Source organism: Pseudonocardia adelaidensis (assembly GCF_039543345.1).
GTDB classification, from domain to species: domain Bacteria; phylum Actinomycetota; class Actinomycetes; order Mycobacteriales; family Pseudonocardiaceae; genus Pseudonocardia; species Pseudonocardia adelaidensis.
Map to the genome: position 1 here is coordinate 1 of NZ_BAABJO010000041.1, position 16,920 is coordinate 16,920.

Here is a 16,920-nt window from a genome sequence, read left to right on the forward strand (position 1 = left end):
CAGCAACGCCGAGCGCGCTGCCGCGCTTGCCTCATGGGTCAAGTACTACAACACTCGACGCCGCCACAGCGCACTCGGCGGGCTCCCACCGATCAGCCGCCTGCCACCAACCTGATGGCCGAGTACAGCTAGGGCGGCGGGAGCTCGGCCTCGGCGATGCTCGTCGGGGGCACGAGGCCGGCGTCGCCGGGCTGCAGCACCACCATGACGAACCGGACCGGCCCGTCTCCGATGCCCGAGTAGCGGTGCGGCGCATGGGCCTGGAAGAGCACGGTGTCACCGGTGTCCAGGTGCTGCTCGGTGGCGCCGACGCGAAGGCCGAGGCGGCCGGACAGCACCGACAGCACCTCCTGGGTGCCCATCGGGTGGGCCTCGCCGTCGAAGCCGTCGCCGGGCTGCAACGTCCAGTCCCACAGCTCGACGACGTCCGGCGGGTCGGTGCCGATCCGGAACACGGCGTTGCTGCCGGCCGCGCTGCTCCACAGCCTCGCGGCTTCGGCGGCCCGCCTGATCACGACCCGCGGCTCCGCGTCGCCGTCCACGAGCGACGCGACGCCGACCCGCAGCGCCGCGGCCAGGGAGACCAGGGTGGCGATGCTCGGGTTGCCGCGCGCGGTCTCGATCTGGATGACGGTGCCGCGGCTGACGCCGGCCGCGGCGGCCAGCGCGTCGATCGTCATCCGCCGCTGCTGGCGCAGGGCGCGCACGTTGCGGCCGACGGCCGTGGCCACGTCCTCCGGGGACTGCATGCGGACAGTCTGCCGTACCTCGGGGGATAGTTCGTTGTACTCCGGTGCTCTCCTCGGCTAGCGTCAACTTCGCTGTCCTGTCGAGTCCGCTCCGTTGAACCCCCGAACCGAGGTCGCAGTGTCCGTGCCGTTCGCCCTGCCGTCCGCCGTCACCTACGGCATCGCCGACTTCAGCGGCGGGCTCGCGGCACGACGAGCGCCGGTCCTGGTCGTCACGGTGGTCGCGCAGGCCGCCGGGCTGCTGAGCCTGCTGCTCGTGATCGGCGTCGTCGCGGGGCGGCCGTCGGCGGCCGCGTTCGGCTTCGGGGTGCTCGCCGGGATCGCCGGGGCCGGTGGGCTGCTGCTGTACCTGAGGGCGCTCGCCGTCGGGCCGATGGGCGTGGTCGCGCCGCTGTCGGCGGTGATCGGCGCGGGGCTCCCGCTCGCCGTCGGGCTGGTGGGTGGTGAACGGCTCGGGCCGGTGGGGGTGTTCGCCGTCGGCCTCGCGCTCCTCGCCATCCTGCTGGCGACCACCGGCACCCGGAACGACCGGGCCGCCACCACCGGCGTGCTGCTCGGCCTCGCCGCAGGCGCGGGCTTCGGCCTGTTCTTCGTCGGGGTGCACGCCGCCCCCGCCGACTCGGGGCTGTGGCCGCTGCTCGCCGGCCGGCTCGCCTCGGTGACGCTGCTCACCGGGCTCGTCCTCCGCCACCACCTGCCGCTGCCCACCCGCAGCCGTGCCGCGAGCCGCACGCCCGGAACGGGAGGGTCCGCTGGCGCGACGGAGCGGGATGCCCGCTCGCGTGGGCGCACCCTGGCGCTGATGGTGGTGAGCGGCGTGTTCGACACGGTCGCGAACGTGCTGTTCCTCGTGGCCGCGCGCGTCGGCGACCTGGGCATCAGCGCCGTGGTGGTGTCGCTCTACCCGGTGGTCGTGGTGCTGCTGGCCCGCGTGGTGCTCGGCGAGCGCCTCACCCGCACCCAGCTGCTGAGCGCCGTGCTCGCCCTGACGGCGAGCGCCTTGCTGAGCGCGGCCTGACCTACTGCCGCCAGGACGGCAGCCAGAGCTGGGTGTCCCACATCTGCGGCGTGATGGGCACGCCCATGAGGATGGGCCACAGCCAGGCGAAGTTCGCGACGACCAGTCCCGTCCAGAGGCCGACGACGAGCAGGCCGGTCTGGCGGCGCTCCCGCCCGGCGCCGGCCGGGCCGAGCACCGCGCCCATGGCCAGCACGGTGGCGAGCACCAGGAACGGCGCCACCGGCGCCATGTAGAAGTAGTACATCTGGCGGGCCATGTTGGCGAACCAGGGCAGGATGCCCGCCGCGTACGCGAGCAGCACCGCGGCGTAGCGCCAGTCGTAGCGGGTGAGCGTCTGCCACAGGGCGAAGCCGAGCACGATGACCGCGGGCCACCACAGCGCCGGGGTGCCGATGAGCATCACCGCGCTGATGCAGTCGCTGCGCCCGCAGCCGGTGACCCGTTCGCCCGATGCGTAGTAGTACAGCATCGGGCGCAGCCCCATCGGCCACGTCCACGGCTTGGACTCCCACGGGTGCACCCCACTGGCCTCTGTGGTCAGCCCGGCGTGGAACTCCAGCACCTTGCCGCTGTAGTACCACAGCGAGCGCAGCGCGTCGGGCATGAACGACCACGGTCCGCCGGTGCCCACGTCGATGCCGACGGCGTAGCGGTCGGTGGCGGTCTCGCTGCGGAACCACCCCCACCACGACCCCAGGTAGGCCAGCACCGGGACGACGGCCAACGCCCACACGGCGGGCCCGAGGTCGCGGCGCAGTGTGCCGACCCACGGCCGCAGCACCCCGGCGGCGCGGCGGGCGTCGACGTCGAAGAGCAGGACCAGCAACGCGAAGCCGGCCACCCAGTACGACCCGGACCACTTGACCGCGCAGCCCCAGCCCAGCAGCGCACCGGCCAGCAACCGCCACCACCGCACGCCCAGCCGCGGCCCGTACGGGGTGTCGCCGATGCGGCCCTCGGTGAGCACCAGCGCCATCCGGGCGCGCACGTCGTCGCGGTCGCACAGCACGGCGGCGAACGCGGCGAGCACGAAGAACGCCGAGAAGCTGTCGAGCATCCCCATCCGCGACTGCACGTGCGAGAGGCCGTCGCAGATCAGCAGGATGCCCGCGATCCCGCCCAGCAGCGTCGAACCGGTGAGCCTGCGCGCGACCCGGATGACCAGCAGGACCGTGAGCACGCCGGCCAGCGCCGACGCCGCGCGCCAGCCGAACCCGTCGTAGCCGAACAGGTACTCGCCCACGGCGATGAGCTGCTTGCCCAGCGGCGGGTGCACCACGAGCTCGTAGCCCGGGTTGTCCTCCACCCCGCCGTTGCGCAGCATCTGCCACGCCTGCGGCACGTAGTGCTTCTCGTCGAACACCGGGGTGCCGCCGTCGGTCGGGTAGCCCAGACCCGCGAAGCGCACCACGCCCGCAACCAGCGTGAGCGAGATCGTGACGATCCAGCCGCGCAGCCGGTCGGTCGGCGGAGGGGGCCCCAGCACGGCGGTGGGGTCGAGCGGGCGTTGCGGCACGTCCGGGCTGGTGCCGAGCGGCCGGACTCCCGCGATGGGCGGCTCGCCCGCGGCCTGCCGGGTGCGCACCCCCTCGACCCCCCGGCTGACCACGCACCCGATCGTAGGCTGTGGCCCGTGTCCACTGGCTCAGGTCCCGGGCGGCTGGTGCTCGCCGCCACCCCGCTCGGCGACGCCCGCGACGCCTCGGGGCGGCTGCGCGATGCGATGGCCACGGCGGACGTCGTCGCCGCGGAGGACACCCGGAGGTTCCGCTCGCTCGCGGCCGCGCTCGGCGTCACCGTCGCCGGGCGCGTGATCAGCCACTACGACGCGGTCGAGGCCGCCCGGTTGCCCCGCCTGCTCGACGACGTCCGGTCCGGCCGGACCGTGCTCGTCGTGACCGACGCCGGGATGCCCGCCGTGTCCGACCCCGGCTACCGGCTGGTCGCCGCCGCCGCGGCGGCCGACCTCCCGGTCACGTGCCTGCCCGGTCCGTCGGCCGTGACCACGGCGCTCGTGCTGTCCGGCCTGCCGGCCGAGCGGTTCTGCTTCGAGGGCTTCGCCCCGCGCCGCGACGGCGAGCGGCGGCGCTGGCTGGCGGGCCTCGCCGCCGAACAGCGGGCGGTGGTGTTCTTCGAGTCCCCGCACCGGCTCGCCGACACCCTCGCCACGGCCGTCGACGTGCTCGGTGCCGCTCGTTCGGCCGCCGTGTGCCGGGAGCTGACCAAGGTGCACGAGGAGGTGCTGCGCGGGCCGCTGGGCGAGCTCGCGGGGTGGGCGGCCGATGGCCCGGTCCGCGGAGAGATCACCGTGGTGCTGGCCGGGGCGGCGCCCGCGGAGGCGCCCAGCGTCGAGTCGCTGGTGGGCGCGGTGCAGGAGCGGGTGGCCGACGGCGAGCGCATGAAGGACGCGGTGGCCGCGGTCGCGGAAGCCGCGGGCGTCAAGAAGCGGGAGCTGTACGCGGCCACGCTCGCCGCCGGCGGGTCGTGAGTGGATACGAGTGCTCCGGCACCCGTATCCACTCACGGCCAGGATGTGCAACGCATCAGGGTCAGGTGGGGCCTTAGCCCGCGCCCGTGCGCTCGATCGCCTCGGCGATCCCGGTCCCGGACGGGTGCGGCTGTTCCCGGTGGCGCGCGGCCCGATGGTCCTGCTGTGCCACCCCGGGCACCCCGTGGCGACGGGCGAGCCGACGTGGGCCGACCTCGGCGCCCAGGTCTTCGTCGACTTCCCGCCCGAGTGGAGCATCCGCGAGCTCGGCGACCGGGCGTTCGCCCAGGCCGGGCAGCCGCGCGAGGTGGAGCTCGAGGTCGACGACGTGCACGGCCTCATCGACCTCGTCCGCCACCGGCTCGGCGTCGCGATCGTCCCGGAGTCGGTGGCCCGCAAGAAGAGCGCGGCAGGTCTCGCCGTCCGGCCGCTGCCCGGCGCCGTCGAGATCGACTGGGAGGTGGCGGCGCGGTCGGCGCCGACGAGCGGGCGGGCCCCGCGGCGCTGGAGCTCTGCCGCATCGCCCGGGCGAGCACCGGGGTGAGCTGCCGGCACGAAGTCGGGGCCTGAAGTTCACTGCTCGTTCAATCGAACGGGCGACGATCACGACATGACCGCTCCGGCGGGCCGGCGTTCCGGCAGGCGGGTCCTCAGCTGGTTGCTCGCGCTCGCCCTGCTGGGCGTGATCGGGTTCGTGGTGCTCCGCGACATGGGCGGGCGGGAGCCGGATCCACCGGCGCCGACGGTGGTCACCGGTGTCATCGGCTCGGAGAAGGCCGCGTTCTTCGGTGACGAGCGTGTGCGGGCGGCGTTCCGGGCCCACGGCCTCGAGCTGCGGGTCGACCCGGCCGGATCGCGCCAGATCGCCACCACCGTGCGGCTCGACGGCTACGACTTCGCCTTCCCCTCCAGCTCGCCCGCCGCCGACAAGCTGCTCGCGCAGCACCCCGTCGCGCGGACGTACGCCCCGTTCTCCTCCCCGATGGCGGTCGCGACGTTCGCGCCGATCGTCGACCTGCTCAGGCAGGCCGGCGTCGTCGCGCCCGGCAGCACCACGTTCGACGTTCGCCGGTACCTGGACCTCGCCGCCGCCGGCACGCGGTGGGACCAGCTGCCGGGCAACACCGCCTTCCCGGCGCGCAAGGACGTGCTGCTCTCGACGACCGCGCCGTGCCAGTCCAACTCCGCGGCCATGTACCTCGGCATCGCCTCCTACGTGGCGAACGCCGACGGGGTGGTCGCCGACCGGGCCGTCGCCACGCGGGTGACCCCGGCCGTCCAGCCGCTCTTCCGCGACCAGGGCTACCTGCCGCCGACCACGGAGGTGCTGTTCGAGGACTACCTCTCGGCCGGGATGGGGCGGGTCCCGATGGCGCTGGTCTATGAGGCGCAGTACCTCGCCGAGGAGCTCTCTGCGGACCCGGTGCTGCCCGCCGACGGACAGCTGCTCTACCCGAGCCCGACGATCTTCTCGCGGCACACGCTCGTGCCGCTCACCCCGGCGGGCGACCGCGTGGGGGAGCTCCTGACCACCGATCCGCAGCTCGTCGCGCTCGTCGCGGAGCACGGCTTCCGGCCCACCGACCCCCGCGCCTTCGCCGCCGCGTTCCGGGACCGCGGGTTGCTGGAACCGCCGCCGCTCGTCGACGTGGTGGAGCCGCCGTCCTTCGACACCTTGGAGGGGATGTTGACGTTGCTCGGGTGCACCCCGTGAGGCGGGTCGCCGTCGCGGCCGTCGCGGCACTCACGCTCGTGGCCGGATGCGGTGGCGGCGAGGGGAGCGCGCCGCCGGTGGACGTGGGGCCGTCCGACGCCCCGGTCACGTTGCGCGTGCTCGCGGGCAGCGAGCTCCTCGACCTCGAACCGGTGCTCGCCGACGCGGGTGAGGCCACCGGGGTGCGGATCCAGCTCGACCCCGTCGGCACCCTCGACGGCGCGCAGGCCGTGGCGTCCGGGGCCGTGGAGGCCGACCACGACGCGATCTGGTTCTCCTCCAACCGCTACCTCGCGCTGCAACCCGGTGCCCAGGCGCGGCTCGGCACCGCGACCGACATCATGTCCTCGCCCGTGGTGCTCGGCCTGCGGCGGTCGGTGGCAGAGCGGCTCGGCTGGGTCGGCCGTCCGGTCACCTGGGCGGAGATCGCGGCGGCGGCGGGCGCGCGGCGGTTCACCTACGGGATGACGGACCCGTCCGCGTCCAACTCGGGCTTCTCCGCCGTGGTCGCCGTGGCGACGGCGCTGGCAGGTGCCGGGTCGGCGCTCACGCTGCAGCAGGCGGAGTCGACGGTGCCCGCCCTGCGCGACTTCTTCGCCGCCCAGACCCTCTCCGCCGGGTCGTCGGGTTTCCTGCAGGAGGCGTTCGTCCGGCGGGCCACCGGCGCCGATCCCGGCGAGCCGGTCGACGGCCTGATCAACTACGAGTCCGTGCTGCAGGGGATGAACGCGGACGGCTCGCTCCCCGAGCCGCTCGAGCTGATCCGGCCCGCCGACGGTGTGGTCACGGCCGAGTACCCGTTCACCGTGCTCGCCGCCGCACCGCCGGAGGCGCGGGACGCGTACCGCAGGCTCGTCGAGCACCTGCGCACGCCGGACGTCCAGCGCGCGATCGCCGAGCGCACCCACCGGCGGCCCGCGTTGCCCGGCGTCCTTCCCACCCCGGCGGACACGGCGGTCGAGCTGCCGTTCCCGGCGCAGGCCGACGTCGTCGACGCGCTGCTCACCAGCTACTTCGACAAGCTGCGGCGGCCGTCACGCACGATCTACGTACTGGACACGTCCGGCTCCATGAACGGGGACGAGCGCATCGGCGCGCTGCGGCGCTCGCTCGCCGGGCTCGCCGGGGCGGACTCGTCGCTCACCGGCCAGTTCCGCCGGTTCCGGGGCCGGGAGCAGGTCACGCTCCTGCCGTTCTCCTCCGCGCCGGCCTCGCCGGAGACGTTCACCGTGGCCGAGGACGACGCGGGCCCGGACCGGCAGCGGATCGCCGACGCCGGAGCAGCCCTCCAGCCGGGCGGCGGAACGGCGATCTACGACAGCCTGCGGGAGGCGTACCGGATCGCGGACGAGCAGATCGCCGCCGACCCCGACCGCTTCACCTCGATCGTCCTGATGACCGACGGTGAGAACACCAGCGGTACCGATCTCGACGGGTTCCGCGCCTTCGCCGGCTCCCGGCCGGCGGTGCCGGTGTTCTGCGTGCTGTTCGGGGAGAGCAACGCCGAGGAGATGGAGGAGGTCGCCCGGCTCACGGGCGGCCGCACGTTCGACGCGCGCACCGCACCGCTCGCGGAGGTCTTCAAGGAGATCCGCGGGTATGTCTGACCGGATCCGCCGCTACCTCGGCTCGCGGAAGAACATCGCGGGCATGGTCGGCGCGCTGACCGGCGTCGGGTTGCACCTCGCCGGCGTGATCGGCGACATCTGGCCCGTCGTCGCGGCCGGGCTGTACGGGGTGGGTGCGCTCGTCGGGCCGGGCGACCCGCCGCCCGACCCGACCGGAACCCGCCTGACCGACGCGCTGCGCTCGGAGGCCGCCGCACTGCTGTGGCGGGTGCAGGGTCAGTCCGGTGCGCTGCCGGAGGGCGCGGCCGCGCAGGTCGGCCGGATCATCGGCGCCGTCCGGCTGGCGCTCGACCGGCTCGACCAGGTGGCCGACCGGGAGACCGACCGGATCGCGGCACCCGAACGCCTCGCCGACGCGGCCGAGATCGTCCGCGTCGAGCTGCCCGAGTGCCTCGAGACCTACCTCGGCCGGGCCCCGACGACCCCCGAGGAGCCGGCGGCCCGGGAGCTGCTGGCCCAGCTGGGGCTGGTGGCCGGACGGGTCGATCGGTTGGTCGCGCAGGTCCCCGACGTCCACGCGCGGCGGGCCGAGGACCTGACGCGGGAGATGCGCCGGCGGCACGAGCGGCCGTAGGTCGCCGCACACACCGCGGCGGTGCGGCACACATGGCCCGGCATGCGTGCAGAGCCCACACGTTGTGTGTGGTCACGGGCCGGGGTGCGGCTGCCCGGTCGACTCAGCTGTGGGTGATCTTCAGTCCGTAGATCACGACCTGGCCGACGTCCGACGCGTCGGCGCCCTTGCTGGGGTTGGAGTTCACGTACGCGCCGGCCTTGAAGTAGTTCCCGGATCCATTGATGGGGAGGGTGGCCCTCAGCGCACCGTTGAACCAGACCTTCACCTCGCCCCCGGCGGACTGGATCTTCACGCGGAACCGCTCGCCGAGCTTGTAGGCGGGGTCGAGCACGACGTCCTTGTCCCCGTCGGCGTACTTCACCGTGAGCCGGCTCCCGGACAGGTGGATCTGCATGACGTCGTCGTCGCCGCCGTGGATCTGGGCGGAGATGACGTCCGGCTTGGTGGCGGGCGTCTTGGTGATCGCCTCTTCGAGCTCCATCGTGTGCGTGCCGGAGTTGCCGTCCCAGCCGGCGTTCTCGCCGCCGATCATCTCCCGCAGCTCGGAGCGCGGGTAGTGGCTGTTCTCCGTGGTGGCGCCGCCCGCGTTCGCGGTGAACACGACGCCGTCCTTCGCGTCGTTGAGCTGGAACCACTTGCTGGTGTAGGTGGCGAGGTCCTTGGTGTCGATCGTGTCCGGGTGGCCCTCCGACCCGGTGGGCAGGGTGAGGTACCACTTGCTGGGGTCGATGATCTCCGCGGGGAACCGGGCGGCACGCGCCACGGCGGCCCCGAGCCCGTCGCCCTCCTGCCCGTCCTGCTTCTTCTCGGCGTCGTCCTCGGGCGGTGCCTCGGAGGTGGGCGGTGGCGCCTCGGTGGTCGGCTCGGGCTCGGGCTCGGGGGGCAGCAGCTCGGGGACGGGCAGCTCCGGCGTGGGCAGGTCCGCCAGGTCGCGCGAGGCGAGGTTGACGTCCTTCTCCGCGGGCGGGCCGAGCGCGCCCGCGACCGAGAGCATGCTGCCGATGACTGCGATCACCGCCGCCATGGCGACGGCGACGAGGATCGTGCTGTGGTGCGGCGCGGAACGCGCGCCGCGCGTGTGGTCGCCCTGCTCCGACTGCTGTTCGTACGGAGCGGACGGCGCGCGGCGGGTTCCGGGGAAGCGGTGCCGGGCCACGAACCTGCCTTCCGGATCGACGACCGGCTCCGGACGGCCGGCTCGGGGGTGCCGGGCGGGGTGGGGAGTCCCCGTGTCCGTTTCGTGACCGGTCCGGTCGAGAGGAAAGCTATCCGCGAGTTCGGCACCGGTTGCCTGCGCACCGGCGAGAGGAATGATCTCTGCGATGAGCGGTTCCCGTACTAGGCCATTCGGCCTAACGGGGTCAGTTGCCGGCAGAAGGGGCCGGAGCCGTCGACGGGCGGCGGGCCCGCACCCACCGCGCCGCGGGCTCCACCAGCCGCGCGGCCACCGGGCCGATCACCGCCATCAGGAGCACGTAGGTGGTGGCGAGCGCGGTCAGGGTGCTGTCCACGGCGGCGTACCCGACGGCCAGCCCGGCGATGACGATGGAGAACTCCCCGCGTGCGATGAGCGCGGCCCCAGCCCGGGCTCGCCCCAGTGCGCCGATGCCCACCCGCCCCGCGGCCCACCAGCCGGTCACCAGCTTCGTGAGCGTCGTCGCGACTGCGAGGACGACGGCCCAGCCGAGCACCGGCGGGATCGACGCCGGGTCGGTGTTCAGCCCGAAAACCACGAAGAACACCGCGGCGAACAGGTCGCGCAGCGGTTCGAGCAGCTTGGTGGCGTTCTCCGCGGTGGACCCGGAGATGGCGATGCCGAGGAGGAACGCGCCGACCGCCGCCGAGACCTGCATCGCGGAGGCGAAGCCCGCCACCAGCAGCGCGAGGCCCAGCACCTTGAGCAGGAACACCTCGCGGTCGGGCGAGTCGACCACGGCGGAGACGAACCGCCCGTAGCGCAGCGCCACCACCAGCACCACGGCGAGCACCGCCACCGAGATCCCGACCGCGCCGAGCGCGCCGGTGAGCGTCACCCCGACCAGCACCGCGGTGAGGATCGGCAGGTACAGCGCCATCACGAGGTCCTCGAACACGAGGATCGACAGCACCACCGGGGTCTCGCGGTTGCCGAGCCGGCCGAGGTCGCCGAGCACCTTCGCGACGATCCCGGACGACGAGATGTACGTGACCCCGCCCATGACGAGCGCCCCGACCGGCCCCCAGCCGAGGATCAGCGCCACGGCCGCGCCGGGCACCGCGTTCAGCACGACGTCGAGCACGCCCGCCGTCCACGAGCGGCGCATGCCGTCGATCAGCTCGCTCGCCGAGTACTCCAGGCCGAGCAGCAGGAGCAGCAGGATGACGCCGACCTCGCCCGCGATCGCCGTGAAGCCCTCGATGCCGTGCAGCGGCACCACGCCGCCCGTGCCGAAGAACAGGCCGCCGAGCAGGTAGAGCGGGATGGGGGAGAGGCCGATCCGGCCGGCCAGGCGGCCGAGGAGCCCGAGCGAGAAGAAGACGGCCCCGAGCTCGACCAGCTCGAGAGCGGTGTCGGCCATCAGCCGCCGCGCTTGAGGATCTTGATGGCGTTGTCGAGCCCCTCGGACGTGCCGACCGTGACCATGAGGTCGCCCGCGGTCAGGGTGAAGTCCGGCGTCGGGCTCGGGTGCACCTGTCCGGCGCGCATCACGGCGACGACGGAGACGCCCGTGCGGGTGCGCAGGGCGGTGTCACCCAGCGTGCGGCCGTCGAACGGCGGGCCGACCGGCAGCTGCCGGGTGTGGATGCCGGGGAGGTCGCGGTGCTCCTCCCTGAGCTGCGCGACGAGCTGCGGGGCGCCCAGCAGGTTGGCCAGCGCGCCGGCCTCCTCGGCGGTGAGCGGGAGCTCGGCGAGGCACGCATCCGGGTCATCGGACTTGGAGACGATCAACTCGATCTTGCCGTCCCGGTGGGTGACGACGCCGATCCGCCGGCCGTTGCGCAGCGCGAAGTCCTTGCGCACACCGATGCCGGGCAGGGGCGTGACCTCTACGTTCACGTTCGCCCACGGTAGTCGACGCAGGTCGCTACCCTCTGCCCATGCGGGTCGTGATGTACGAGGCGCCGCCTGACGTCGAGGCGATGCTCGCCGAGCGCCGCCGGCTGGGCCTGGACAAGCGCGACGAGATGTGGGACGGGGTACTGCACATGGTCCCGCCGCCGGGAGAGGCGCACGCCGAGTTCAGCAGCGAGTTCTTCCTGGCGGTGGGTCACCTGGCGAAACGACGTGGGCTCGTTCCACGGATGGAGACGGGACTTTTTCGCGCCGTTGATGACTACCGGGTGCCGGACCAGCTGTACCGCCGTCCTGATCAGGGCAGTGACCGCGGGGCGGAGGGTGCGGAGCTCGTTGTCGAGGTCCGGTCGCCGCGGGACGAAACCTACGAGAAGATCGACTTTTACAGCGGGCTCGGCGTTCGCGAGATGATCGTCGCGCACCCGATGGAGCGGCGGGTCGAGCTGGTCCGCGCCGTGGGAGGCCGCTTGATGCCGGTCCAGCCCGGACCCGACGGCGCGCTCGGGTCCGAGGTGCTCGGGATCACCCTCCGCACGATCGACGGCAAGCTCGAGATCACCTGGGACGGCGGGTCGGCCACCGTCTGACCGGGCCCGAAACCCGGATGCGGCCCGGGCATAGGCTGGAGCGCATGAGCTCCCACGTGCTGACCGCCGTGGCCTGGCCCTATGCCAACGGCCCGCGGCACATCGGACACGTCTCCGGCATCGGTGTGCCCTCCGACGTGTTCTCCCGGTACCAGCGCATGGTCGGCAACCGGGTGCTCATGGTCTCGGGCAGTGACGAGCACGGCACCCCGATCCTGGTGCAGGCCGAGAAGGAGGGCCTCACGCCGCAGCAGACCGTGGACAAGTACCACCGCGTGATCGCGGAGGACCTGCGCGGGCTCGGCGTCACCTACGACCTCTACACCCGCACCACCACCGGCAACCACTCCGACGTCGTGCAGCAGATCTTCCTGGCGCTGCACCGCAACGGGTACGTGGTGCCGAAGACCACCACCGGGGCGATCAGCCCGTCCACCGGCCGCACGCTGCCCGACCGCTACGTCGAGGGCACCTGCCCCATCTGCGGGTACGACGGCGCGCGCGGCGACCAGTGCGACAACTGCGGCAACCAGCTCGACGCCGCCGACCTGATCAACCCCCGGTCGCGGATCAACGGCGAGGTGCCGCAGTTCGTCGAGACCGAGCACCTGTTCCTGGACCTGCCCGCGTTCACCGAGACGCTCGGCAAGTGGCTGGCGTCGAAGACGGGCTGGCGGCCGAACGTCCTGAACTTCACCAAGAACCTCGTCGACGACATGCGGCCGCGGCCGATCACCCGCGACCTCGACTGGGGTGTCACGATCCCGCTCGACGGGTGGCGCGAGCAGCCGCTCAAGAAGTTCTACGTGTGGTTCGACGCGGTGATCGGCTACTTCTCGGCGAGCGTCGAGTGGGCCCGGCGCACCGGCGACCCCGATGCGTGGAAGGCGTGGTGGAACGACCCCGCGTCCGAGCTCGTGTACTTCATGGGCAAGGACAACATCACCTTCCACGCCCAGATCTGGCCCGCTCTGCTGCTCGGCCACAACGGGCAGGGCGACCACGGCGGCGAGCCGGGGCCGTACGGGGAGCTGAACCTGCCGTCGGAGATCGCCTCGAGCGAGTTCCTCACCATGAGCGGTTCGAAGTTCTCCACCTCGCGCGGCACCGTGATCTACCTGAACGACTTCCTGCGCGAGTACGGGCCGGACAGCCTGCGGTACTTCATCGCGGCGGGCGGACCGGAGACGCAGGACGTCGACTTCACGTGGGACGAGTTCGTGCGCCGGATCAACTTCGAGCTGGCCAACGAGTGGGGCAACCTCGTCAACCGGTCGATCTCCATGGCCCACAAGAACAACGGAGCCGTCCCGGCGCCCACCGCGCCCGCGGCCGCCGACGCCGAGCTGCTGGCGCTGTCGAAGGCCGCGTTCGACACCGTGGGCGGGCACCTCGCGCGCTCGCGCTTCCGGGCCGGCATCAGCGAGGCGATGAAGGTCGTCTCCGCGGCCAACCGGTACCTGTCCGACCAGGAGCCGTGGAAGCTGAAGGACGACCCGGGCCGCCGCGACGCGGTGCTGCACACCGCGCTGCAGGTCGTCCAGGACGCCAACACGCTGCTCACACCGTTCCTGCCGCACTCGGCCCAGCAGGTGCACGAGGCGCTGGGCGGCACCGGGGTGTGGGCATCGCAGCCGGAGCTGCAGGACGTCGAGGACCTCGACATCCCCGGCCGCATCAACCCGATCCTCACCGGCGACTACACCAAGGAGCAGGCGCGCTGGGAGTCCACGCCGATCGAGGTGGGCCGCCCGCTGGAGAAGCCCACCCCGATCTTCCGGAAGCTCGACCCCGATCTCGCCGAGACGGGACCCGAGTGGGCTCCGATCGCGAAATGAGGTCGTGAGTGAATACGAGTGCTATAGCCCTCGTATCCGCTCACGGGGGCCGGAGGCCCGGGTGAGCGAGCGCCGGGAGGCGCCGCCGCCCCCGGAGCCGCTGCCGGTTCCGACCGTCGACGCGCACACCCACCTCGACGCGTGCGGATGCGTGAACGCGGAGGACGTGCGCGCCGCGATGGACCGGGCCGCGGCGGTGGGCGTCACGCGTGCGGTCACCGTGGCCGACGACCTCGCCTCGGCGCGGTGGGTGGTGCAGGCCGCGCAGTGGGACGACCGGGTCGTGGCCGCCGTCGCGCTGCACCCGACGCGCACGGCCGCGCTCACCGAGGACGACCACGCCGAGATCGAGCGGCTCGCCCGCGACCCGCGGGTCGTCGCGGTGGGGGAGACCGGCCTCGACTACTACTGGGACTACTCGCCGCCCGTCGCCCAGCAGGAGTCGTTCCGCAGGCACATCGACCTCGCCAAGCGCCTCGGCAAGCCGCTGATGATCCACGACCGGGACGCCCACGACGACGTGCTGCGCATCCTGCGCGAGGAGGGTGCACCGGACACGGTGGTGTTCCACTGCTTCTCCGGCGACGCCGCCATGGCCCGTGAGTGCGCCGACGCCGGTTACGTGCTGTCGTTCGCGGGCCCGGTCACGTTCCGCAACGCCCGCGCGCTCCGGGAGGCGGCGGCCGTCGTGCCGGAGGGGCAGCTGCTCGTCGAGACGGACGCTCCGTTCCTCACTCCGCACCCGCACCGCGGGAGGGCCAACGAGCCGTACTGCCTGCCGTGGACCGTGCGTGGCCTCGCGGACCTGCGGGAAGTTCCGGACGACCGGGTGGCGGCCGCCGCCGGCCACAACGCCGAGCGGGTGTTCGGGCTCGCCGAGCTGCCGCCCGCCGCGGTGCCCGGGGCACCCACCGGCGACACCTCGCGCTCGGCGTAGGGCGCGGGCCGTTCGGCGCTGCCCGCGTGTCGGGATTAGACCTCGGTGCTCACAGCCCGTTACGGTTCTGTGATCGCAAGCCGGGGTGGGGAAACGCTCCCCAGCTAGAGCGGGCACGGTGGTCCGGGGCGCTCCCCCTTGATCACGGCCTCCGGGCCACCGTGACCGCGACTCCTCCCCTGCCCGGTCCGACGAGGTCTGGAAGCCCGTGGTCGACGTCCCAACGCGTGCTCGGCGAGGTGCCGAAGCCCGCGCCCGGCTCTCCGACGCGGAGGCCGGGGACGACCCGTACGCGGCCTGGTACGCGGGCGGTGACCCGGAGGCTCCCGAGGCGGTCGTCACGTCGGCGCTGGAGGTCGTGCCGCCGGCCGCGCCCGCGGCCCGGTCCACCCTCACGCGCTCGCGGGCCCACCGCCGCGCCCAACCGGCCGGGCCCGACGACCGGGGCATCGCCACCGGGCAGTTCCGGCCGATCGTCACGCGCCCGACGGACGGCTCGGCCGACGACGCGTCCGCCGACCCCGTCACCGGGGAGCTGCCCGCCGTCGCCCCGGACGACGTCACCGGCCCGCTCCCGGTCGTGCCGGCCGAAGACCCGGCACGACCGCCGATCGTCGAGCACGGCACCGGCGCCCGCCCCGCCGTCGAGCAGACCGGGCGTCGGCGCGCGGCCCGGCACACCGGTGCGTATCCGGCAGCAGGTCGCACCGGCACGCACCCCGTGGCCGCCGGCACCGGCGCGCACCCCGCGGTCGAGCGCACCGGGTCGCAGGCCGCCGCGCCGTCCGTCGACCGTGCCGGTGGGCCGCCCCGCGCGGGCGCCACCGAGATCACCGGCCCCCAGCCCGCCATCGGTGACGCCGACCGGGCCGTCGGCACCTCCTCCCGGCACGGGTCCGGCGCGCCGGAGCTGCCGCGCGTCACCGCTCCGGCCTGGACGGCGTACCTGAACGACGCGCCCACCGGGCCGATGCCGGTGATCACGGACGAGTCGTTCACGCACCCCTTCGGGGCGGTCACCGCGCCGGTCGAGGTCGTTCCGGCGGCACCGGCGCCCGCCGAACCGGCGCCCGCCGAGCCTGCCGAACCCGCAGCGCCCGCCGCACTGGCACCCGCACCCGTCGCGCCCCGGCCGCGCCCCGCCCCCGCGCCCGACGTCGTGCCCCGGCGCTCCCGCCGCGACCGGCGCCTGGCCGAGGAGGCCCCGCAGCGCGGCGGCCTGCTGTTGCGCTTCACGGTCGTCGCCGTCGTGCTCGCGATGCTCGCCGGCGGGGCGGCCGCGCTCGCCGTCGACAAGACGATCACGGTGACGATAGACGGCAAGGACCGGATCGTGCACACCTTCGCGGGCGACGTCGCATCGGCGCTCGAGGCGGCCGGCATCGACGTCACGCCGCAGGACCGCGTCGAGCCCGCACCGTCCACCGAGATCGTCGACGGCGACGAGGTGATCTTCACCCACGCCCGCACGCTGACCCTCGTGGAGGGCAGCTCGCAGCGCGACCTGCCGATCCCCGCCACCACCGTGGAGGAGGCGATGCAGATCCTCGGGCTGGAGGCCAGCCCGATCCAGATGTCCGCCTCGCCGTCCACGCAGATCCCCCTCGACGGGTTCCGGCTGGAGCTGCGCGTCCCGCGCACCGTCACGTTCACCGACGGCACGGGGGCGCCCGGGCCGGTCACCACGATGTCCGGCACGGTCGCCGGGCTGCTGGCCGAGAAGGGCATCCAGCTCGGGCCGGACGACGTCTCGGTCCCGTCGGCGGACACCCCGCTCACCGAGGGCCTCGACGTCCACATCGTGCGCAACGGTGAGGGCGAGGTGGTCGAGGTCCGGCCGATCGCGCCGCCGGAGCAGGTCATCGAGGACCCGGAGCTCCCACGGGGCAAGCGGGTGGTCGTCGACCGCGGGGCCCCCGGCGAGCGGACCGCGATCATGCGCGTCTACGTGCAGAACGGGCAGGAGACCCGTCGCGAGCAGGTCCGGGCCGGCAGCGTGACGCAGCCGAAACCCCGGGTCGTGCGGCTCGGCACGAACGACAGCCTCAGGGCTCCCGTGGTGGCCGACGGCAGCGTGTGGGACCGCCTCGCGAAGTGCGAGGCCACCGGGAACTGGGGGGTCAACTCCGGCAACGGCTACTACGGCGGCCTCCAGTTCGACGCCGGCACCTGGCGCGCGTACGGCGGCACCGACTACGCCCCGCTCCCGCACCAGGCCTCGCGCGAGGAGCAGATCGCCGTCGCGTCACGGGTGCGGGACGACCGGGGCGGCTACGGCGCGTGGCCTGCGTGCTCCCGCCGGCTCGGCCTGCCGCAGTGACCGTCA

General features: G+C 73.6%; 16 protein-coding genes. 11 read left to right on the forward strand and 5 right to left on the reverse strand.

What is annotated here, in order from left to right; translation table 11 throughout:
• On the forward strand, positions 1-115 hold a 115-nt coding region (locus tag ABEA81_RS36425; RefSeq protein ID WP_345611773.1), incomplete at its 5' end, for an integrase core domain-containing protein.
• 13 nt (positions 116-128) lie between these two features.
• On the opposite strand, the gene ABEA81_RS36430 is transcribed toward ABEA81_RS36425, so the two are convergent.
• On the reverse strand, positions 129-749 hold the full coding sequence (locus ABEA81_RS36430) for a helix-turn-helix domain-containing protein (protein ID WP_345611650.1): 621 nt from the start codon (positions 747-749) through the stop codon (positions 129-131).
• Between the two features lie 118 nt (positions 750-867).
• On the opposite strand from ABEA81_RS36430, the gene ABEA81_RS36435 reads away from it, so the two are divergent.
• The gene (locus tag ABEA81_RS36435; protein WP_345611652.1) at positions 868-1,767 is read left to right on the forward strand and encodes an EamA family transporter; all 900 of its coding nucleotides are present in this window, start codon (positions 868-870) and stop codon (positions 1,765-1,767) included.
• Position 1,768: 1 nt separating this feature from the next.
• Here ABEA81_RS36435 and ABEA81_RS36440 read toward each other — a convergent pair whose 3' ends face one another.
• Complete coding sequence (locus tag ABEA81_RS36440; protein WP_425570809.1) at positions 1,769-3,355, reverse strand: dolichyl-phosphate-mannose--protein mannosyltransferase; 1,587 nt, start codon at positions 3,353-3,355, stop codon at positions 1,769-1,771.
• A 48-nt stretch (positions 3,356-3,403) separates the two neighbouring features.
• Between ABEA81_RS36440 and rsmI the strand changes: the two genes are divergently transcribed.
• From rsmI to ABEA81_RS36465, 5 genes are all read left to right on the forward strand, one after another.
• Positions 3,404-4,258 (forward strand): 16S rRNA (cytidine(1402)-2'-O)-methyltransferase, encoded by an 855-nt coding sequence (rsmI, locus tag ABEA81_RS36445; protein WP_345611653.1) that lies wholly within the window; start codon positions 3,404-3,406, stop codon positions 4,256-4,258.
• Between the two features lie 43 nt (positions 4,259-4,301).
• Complete coding sequence (locus ABEA81_RS36450; RefSeq protein ID WP_345611654.1) at positions 4,302-4,802, forward strand: LysR substrate-binding domain-containing protein; 501 nt, start codon at positions 4,302-4,304, stop codon at positions 4,800-4,802.
• Positions 4,803-4,868: 66 nt separating this feature from the next.
• The gene (locus tag ABEA81_RS36455; RefSeq protein ID WP_345611656.1) at positions 4,869-5,972 is read left to right on the forward strand and encodes a hypothetical protein; all 1,104 of its coding nucleotides are present in this window, start codon (positions 4,869-4,871) and stop codon (positions 5,970-5,972) included.
• Positions 5,969-7,579, forward strand: a complete 1,611-nt coding sequence (locus ABEA81_RS36460) for a substrate-binding domain-containing protein (RefSeq protein ID WP_345611658.1) — start codon at positions 5,969-5,971, stop codon at positions 7,577-7,579. The genes ABEA81_RS36455 and ABEA81_RS36460 overlap by 4 nt, the downstream gene beginning before the upstream one ends.
• Positions 7,572-8,174 carry a hypothetical protein gene (locus ABEA81_RS36465; protein WP_345611661.1) on the forward strand — a complete coding sequence of 201 codons (603 nt, stop codon included), beginning with the start codon at positions 7,572-7,574 and terminating at the stop codon, positions 8,172-8,174. The genes ABEA81_RS36460 and ABEA81_RS36465 overlap by 8 nt, the downstream gene beginning before the upstream one ends.
• 103 nt (positions 8,175-8,277) lie before the next feature.
• Here the strand turns inward: ABEA81_RS36465 and ABEA81_RS36470 are convergent, their stop codons facing one another.
• The 3 genes from ABEA81_RS36470 to ABEA81_RS36480 form a co-directional block, all read right to left on the reverse strand.
• On the reverse strand, positions 8,278-9,333 hold the full coding sequence (locus ABEA81_RS36470; RefSeq protein WP_345611663.1) for a polysaccharide lyase family 7 protein: 1,056 nt from the start codon (positions 9,331-9,333) through the stop codon (positions 8,278-8,280).
• 205 nt (positions 9,334-9,538) lie between these two features.
• Entirely contained in the window at positions 9,539-10,735 is a 1,197-nt protein-coding gene (locus tag ABEA81_RS36475) for a cation:proton antiporter (protein WP_345611664.1), read from the reverse strand.
• A complete protein-coding gene (locus ABEA81_RS36480; RefSeq protein ID WP_345611666.1) occupies positions 10,735-11,214 on the reverse strand; it encodes a cation:proton antiporter regulatory subunit in 480 nt (159 codons plus the stop codon). The genes ABEA81_RS36475 and ABEA81_RS36480 overlap by 1 nt, the downstream gene beginning before the upstream one ends.
• A 41-nt stretch (positions 11,215-11,255) precedes the next feature.
• Here ABEA81_RS36480 and ABEA81_RS36485 point away from each other — a divergent pair, with 41 nt between their 5' ends.
• The 4 genes from ABEA81_RS36485 (at position 11,256) to ABEA81_RS36500 (ending at position 16,914) form a co-directional block, all read left to right on the forward strand.
• Positions 11,256-11,819 (forward strand): Uma2 family endonuclease, encoded by a 564-nt coding sequence (locus ABEA81_RS36485; protein ID WP_345611667.1) that lies wholly within the window; start codon positions 11,256-11,258, stop codon positions 11,817-11,819.
• Positions 11,820-11,863: 44 nt separating this feature from the next.
• Positions 11,864-13,657: a methionine--tRNA ligase gene (gene metG, locus ABEA81_RS36490; protein ID WP_345611669.1), complete on the forward strand. Its 1,794-nt coding sequence runs from the start codon at positions 11,864-11,866 to the stop codon at positions 13,655-13,657.
• 61 nt (positions 13,658-13,718) lie between these two features.
• On the forward strand, positions 13,719-14,594 hold the full coding sequence (locus ABEA81_RS36495) for a TatD family hydrolase (RefSeq protein WP_345611671.1): 876 nt from the start codon (positions 13,719-13,721) through the stop codon (positions 14,592-14,594).
• A gap of 208 nt (positions 14,595-14,802) precedes the next feature.
• Entirely contained in the window at positions 14,803-16,914 is a 2,112-nt protein-coding gene (locus ABEA81_RS36500) for a transglycosylase family protein (protein ID WP_345611672.1), read from the forward strand.
• Positions 16,915-16,920 lie beyond the last annotated feature (6 nt).

What these genes read in the sequence shown, in the direction of transcription:
- ABEA81_RS36430 (WP_345611650.1), bottom strand. Translation starts at nt 749, where the DNA reads ATGCAGTCCCCGGAGGACGTGGCCACGGCCGTCGGCCGCAACGTGCGC.
- ABEA81_RS36450 (WP_345611654.1), top strand. Translation starts at nt 4,302, where the DNA reads ATGTGCAACGCATCAGGGTCAGGTGGGGCCTTAGCCCGCGCCCGTGCG.
- ABEA81_RS36455 (WP_345611656.1), top strand. Translation starts at nt 4,869, where the DNA reads ATGACCGCTCCGGCGGGCCGGCGTTCCGGCAGGCGGGTCCTCAGCTGG.
- ABEA81_RS36465 (WP_345611661.1), top strand. Translation starts at nt 7,572, where the DNA reads ATGTCTGACCGGATCCGCCGCTACCTCGGCTCGCGGAAGAACATCGCG.
- ABEA81_RS36475 (WP_345611664.1), bottom strand. Translation starts at nt 10,735, where the DNA reads ATGGCCGACACCGCTCTCGAGCTGGTCGAGCTCGGGGCCGTCTTCTTC.
- ABEA81_RS36485 (WP_345611667.1), top strand. Translation starts at nt 11,256, where the DNA reads ATGCGGGTCGTGATGTACGAGGCGCCGCCTGACGTCGAGGCGATGCTC.
- metG (WP_345611669.1), top strand. Translation starts at nt 11,864, where the DNA reads ATGAGCTCCCACGTGCTGACCGCCGTGGCCTGGCCCTATGCCAACGGC.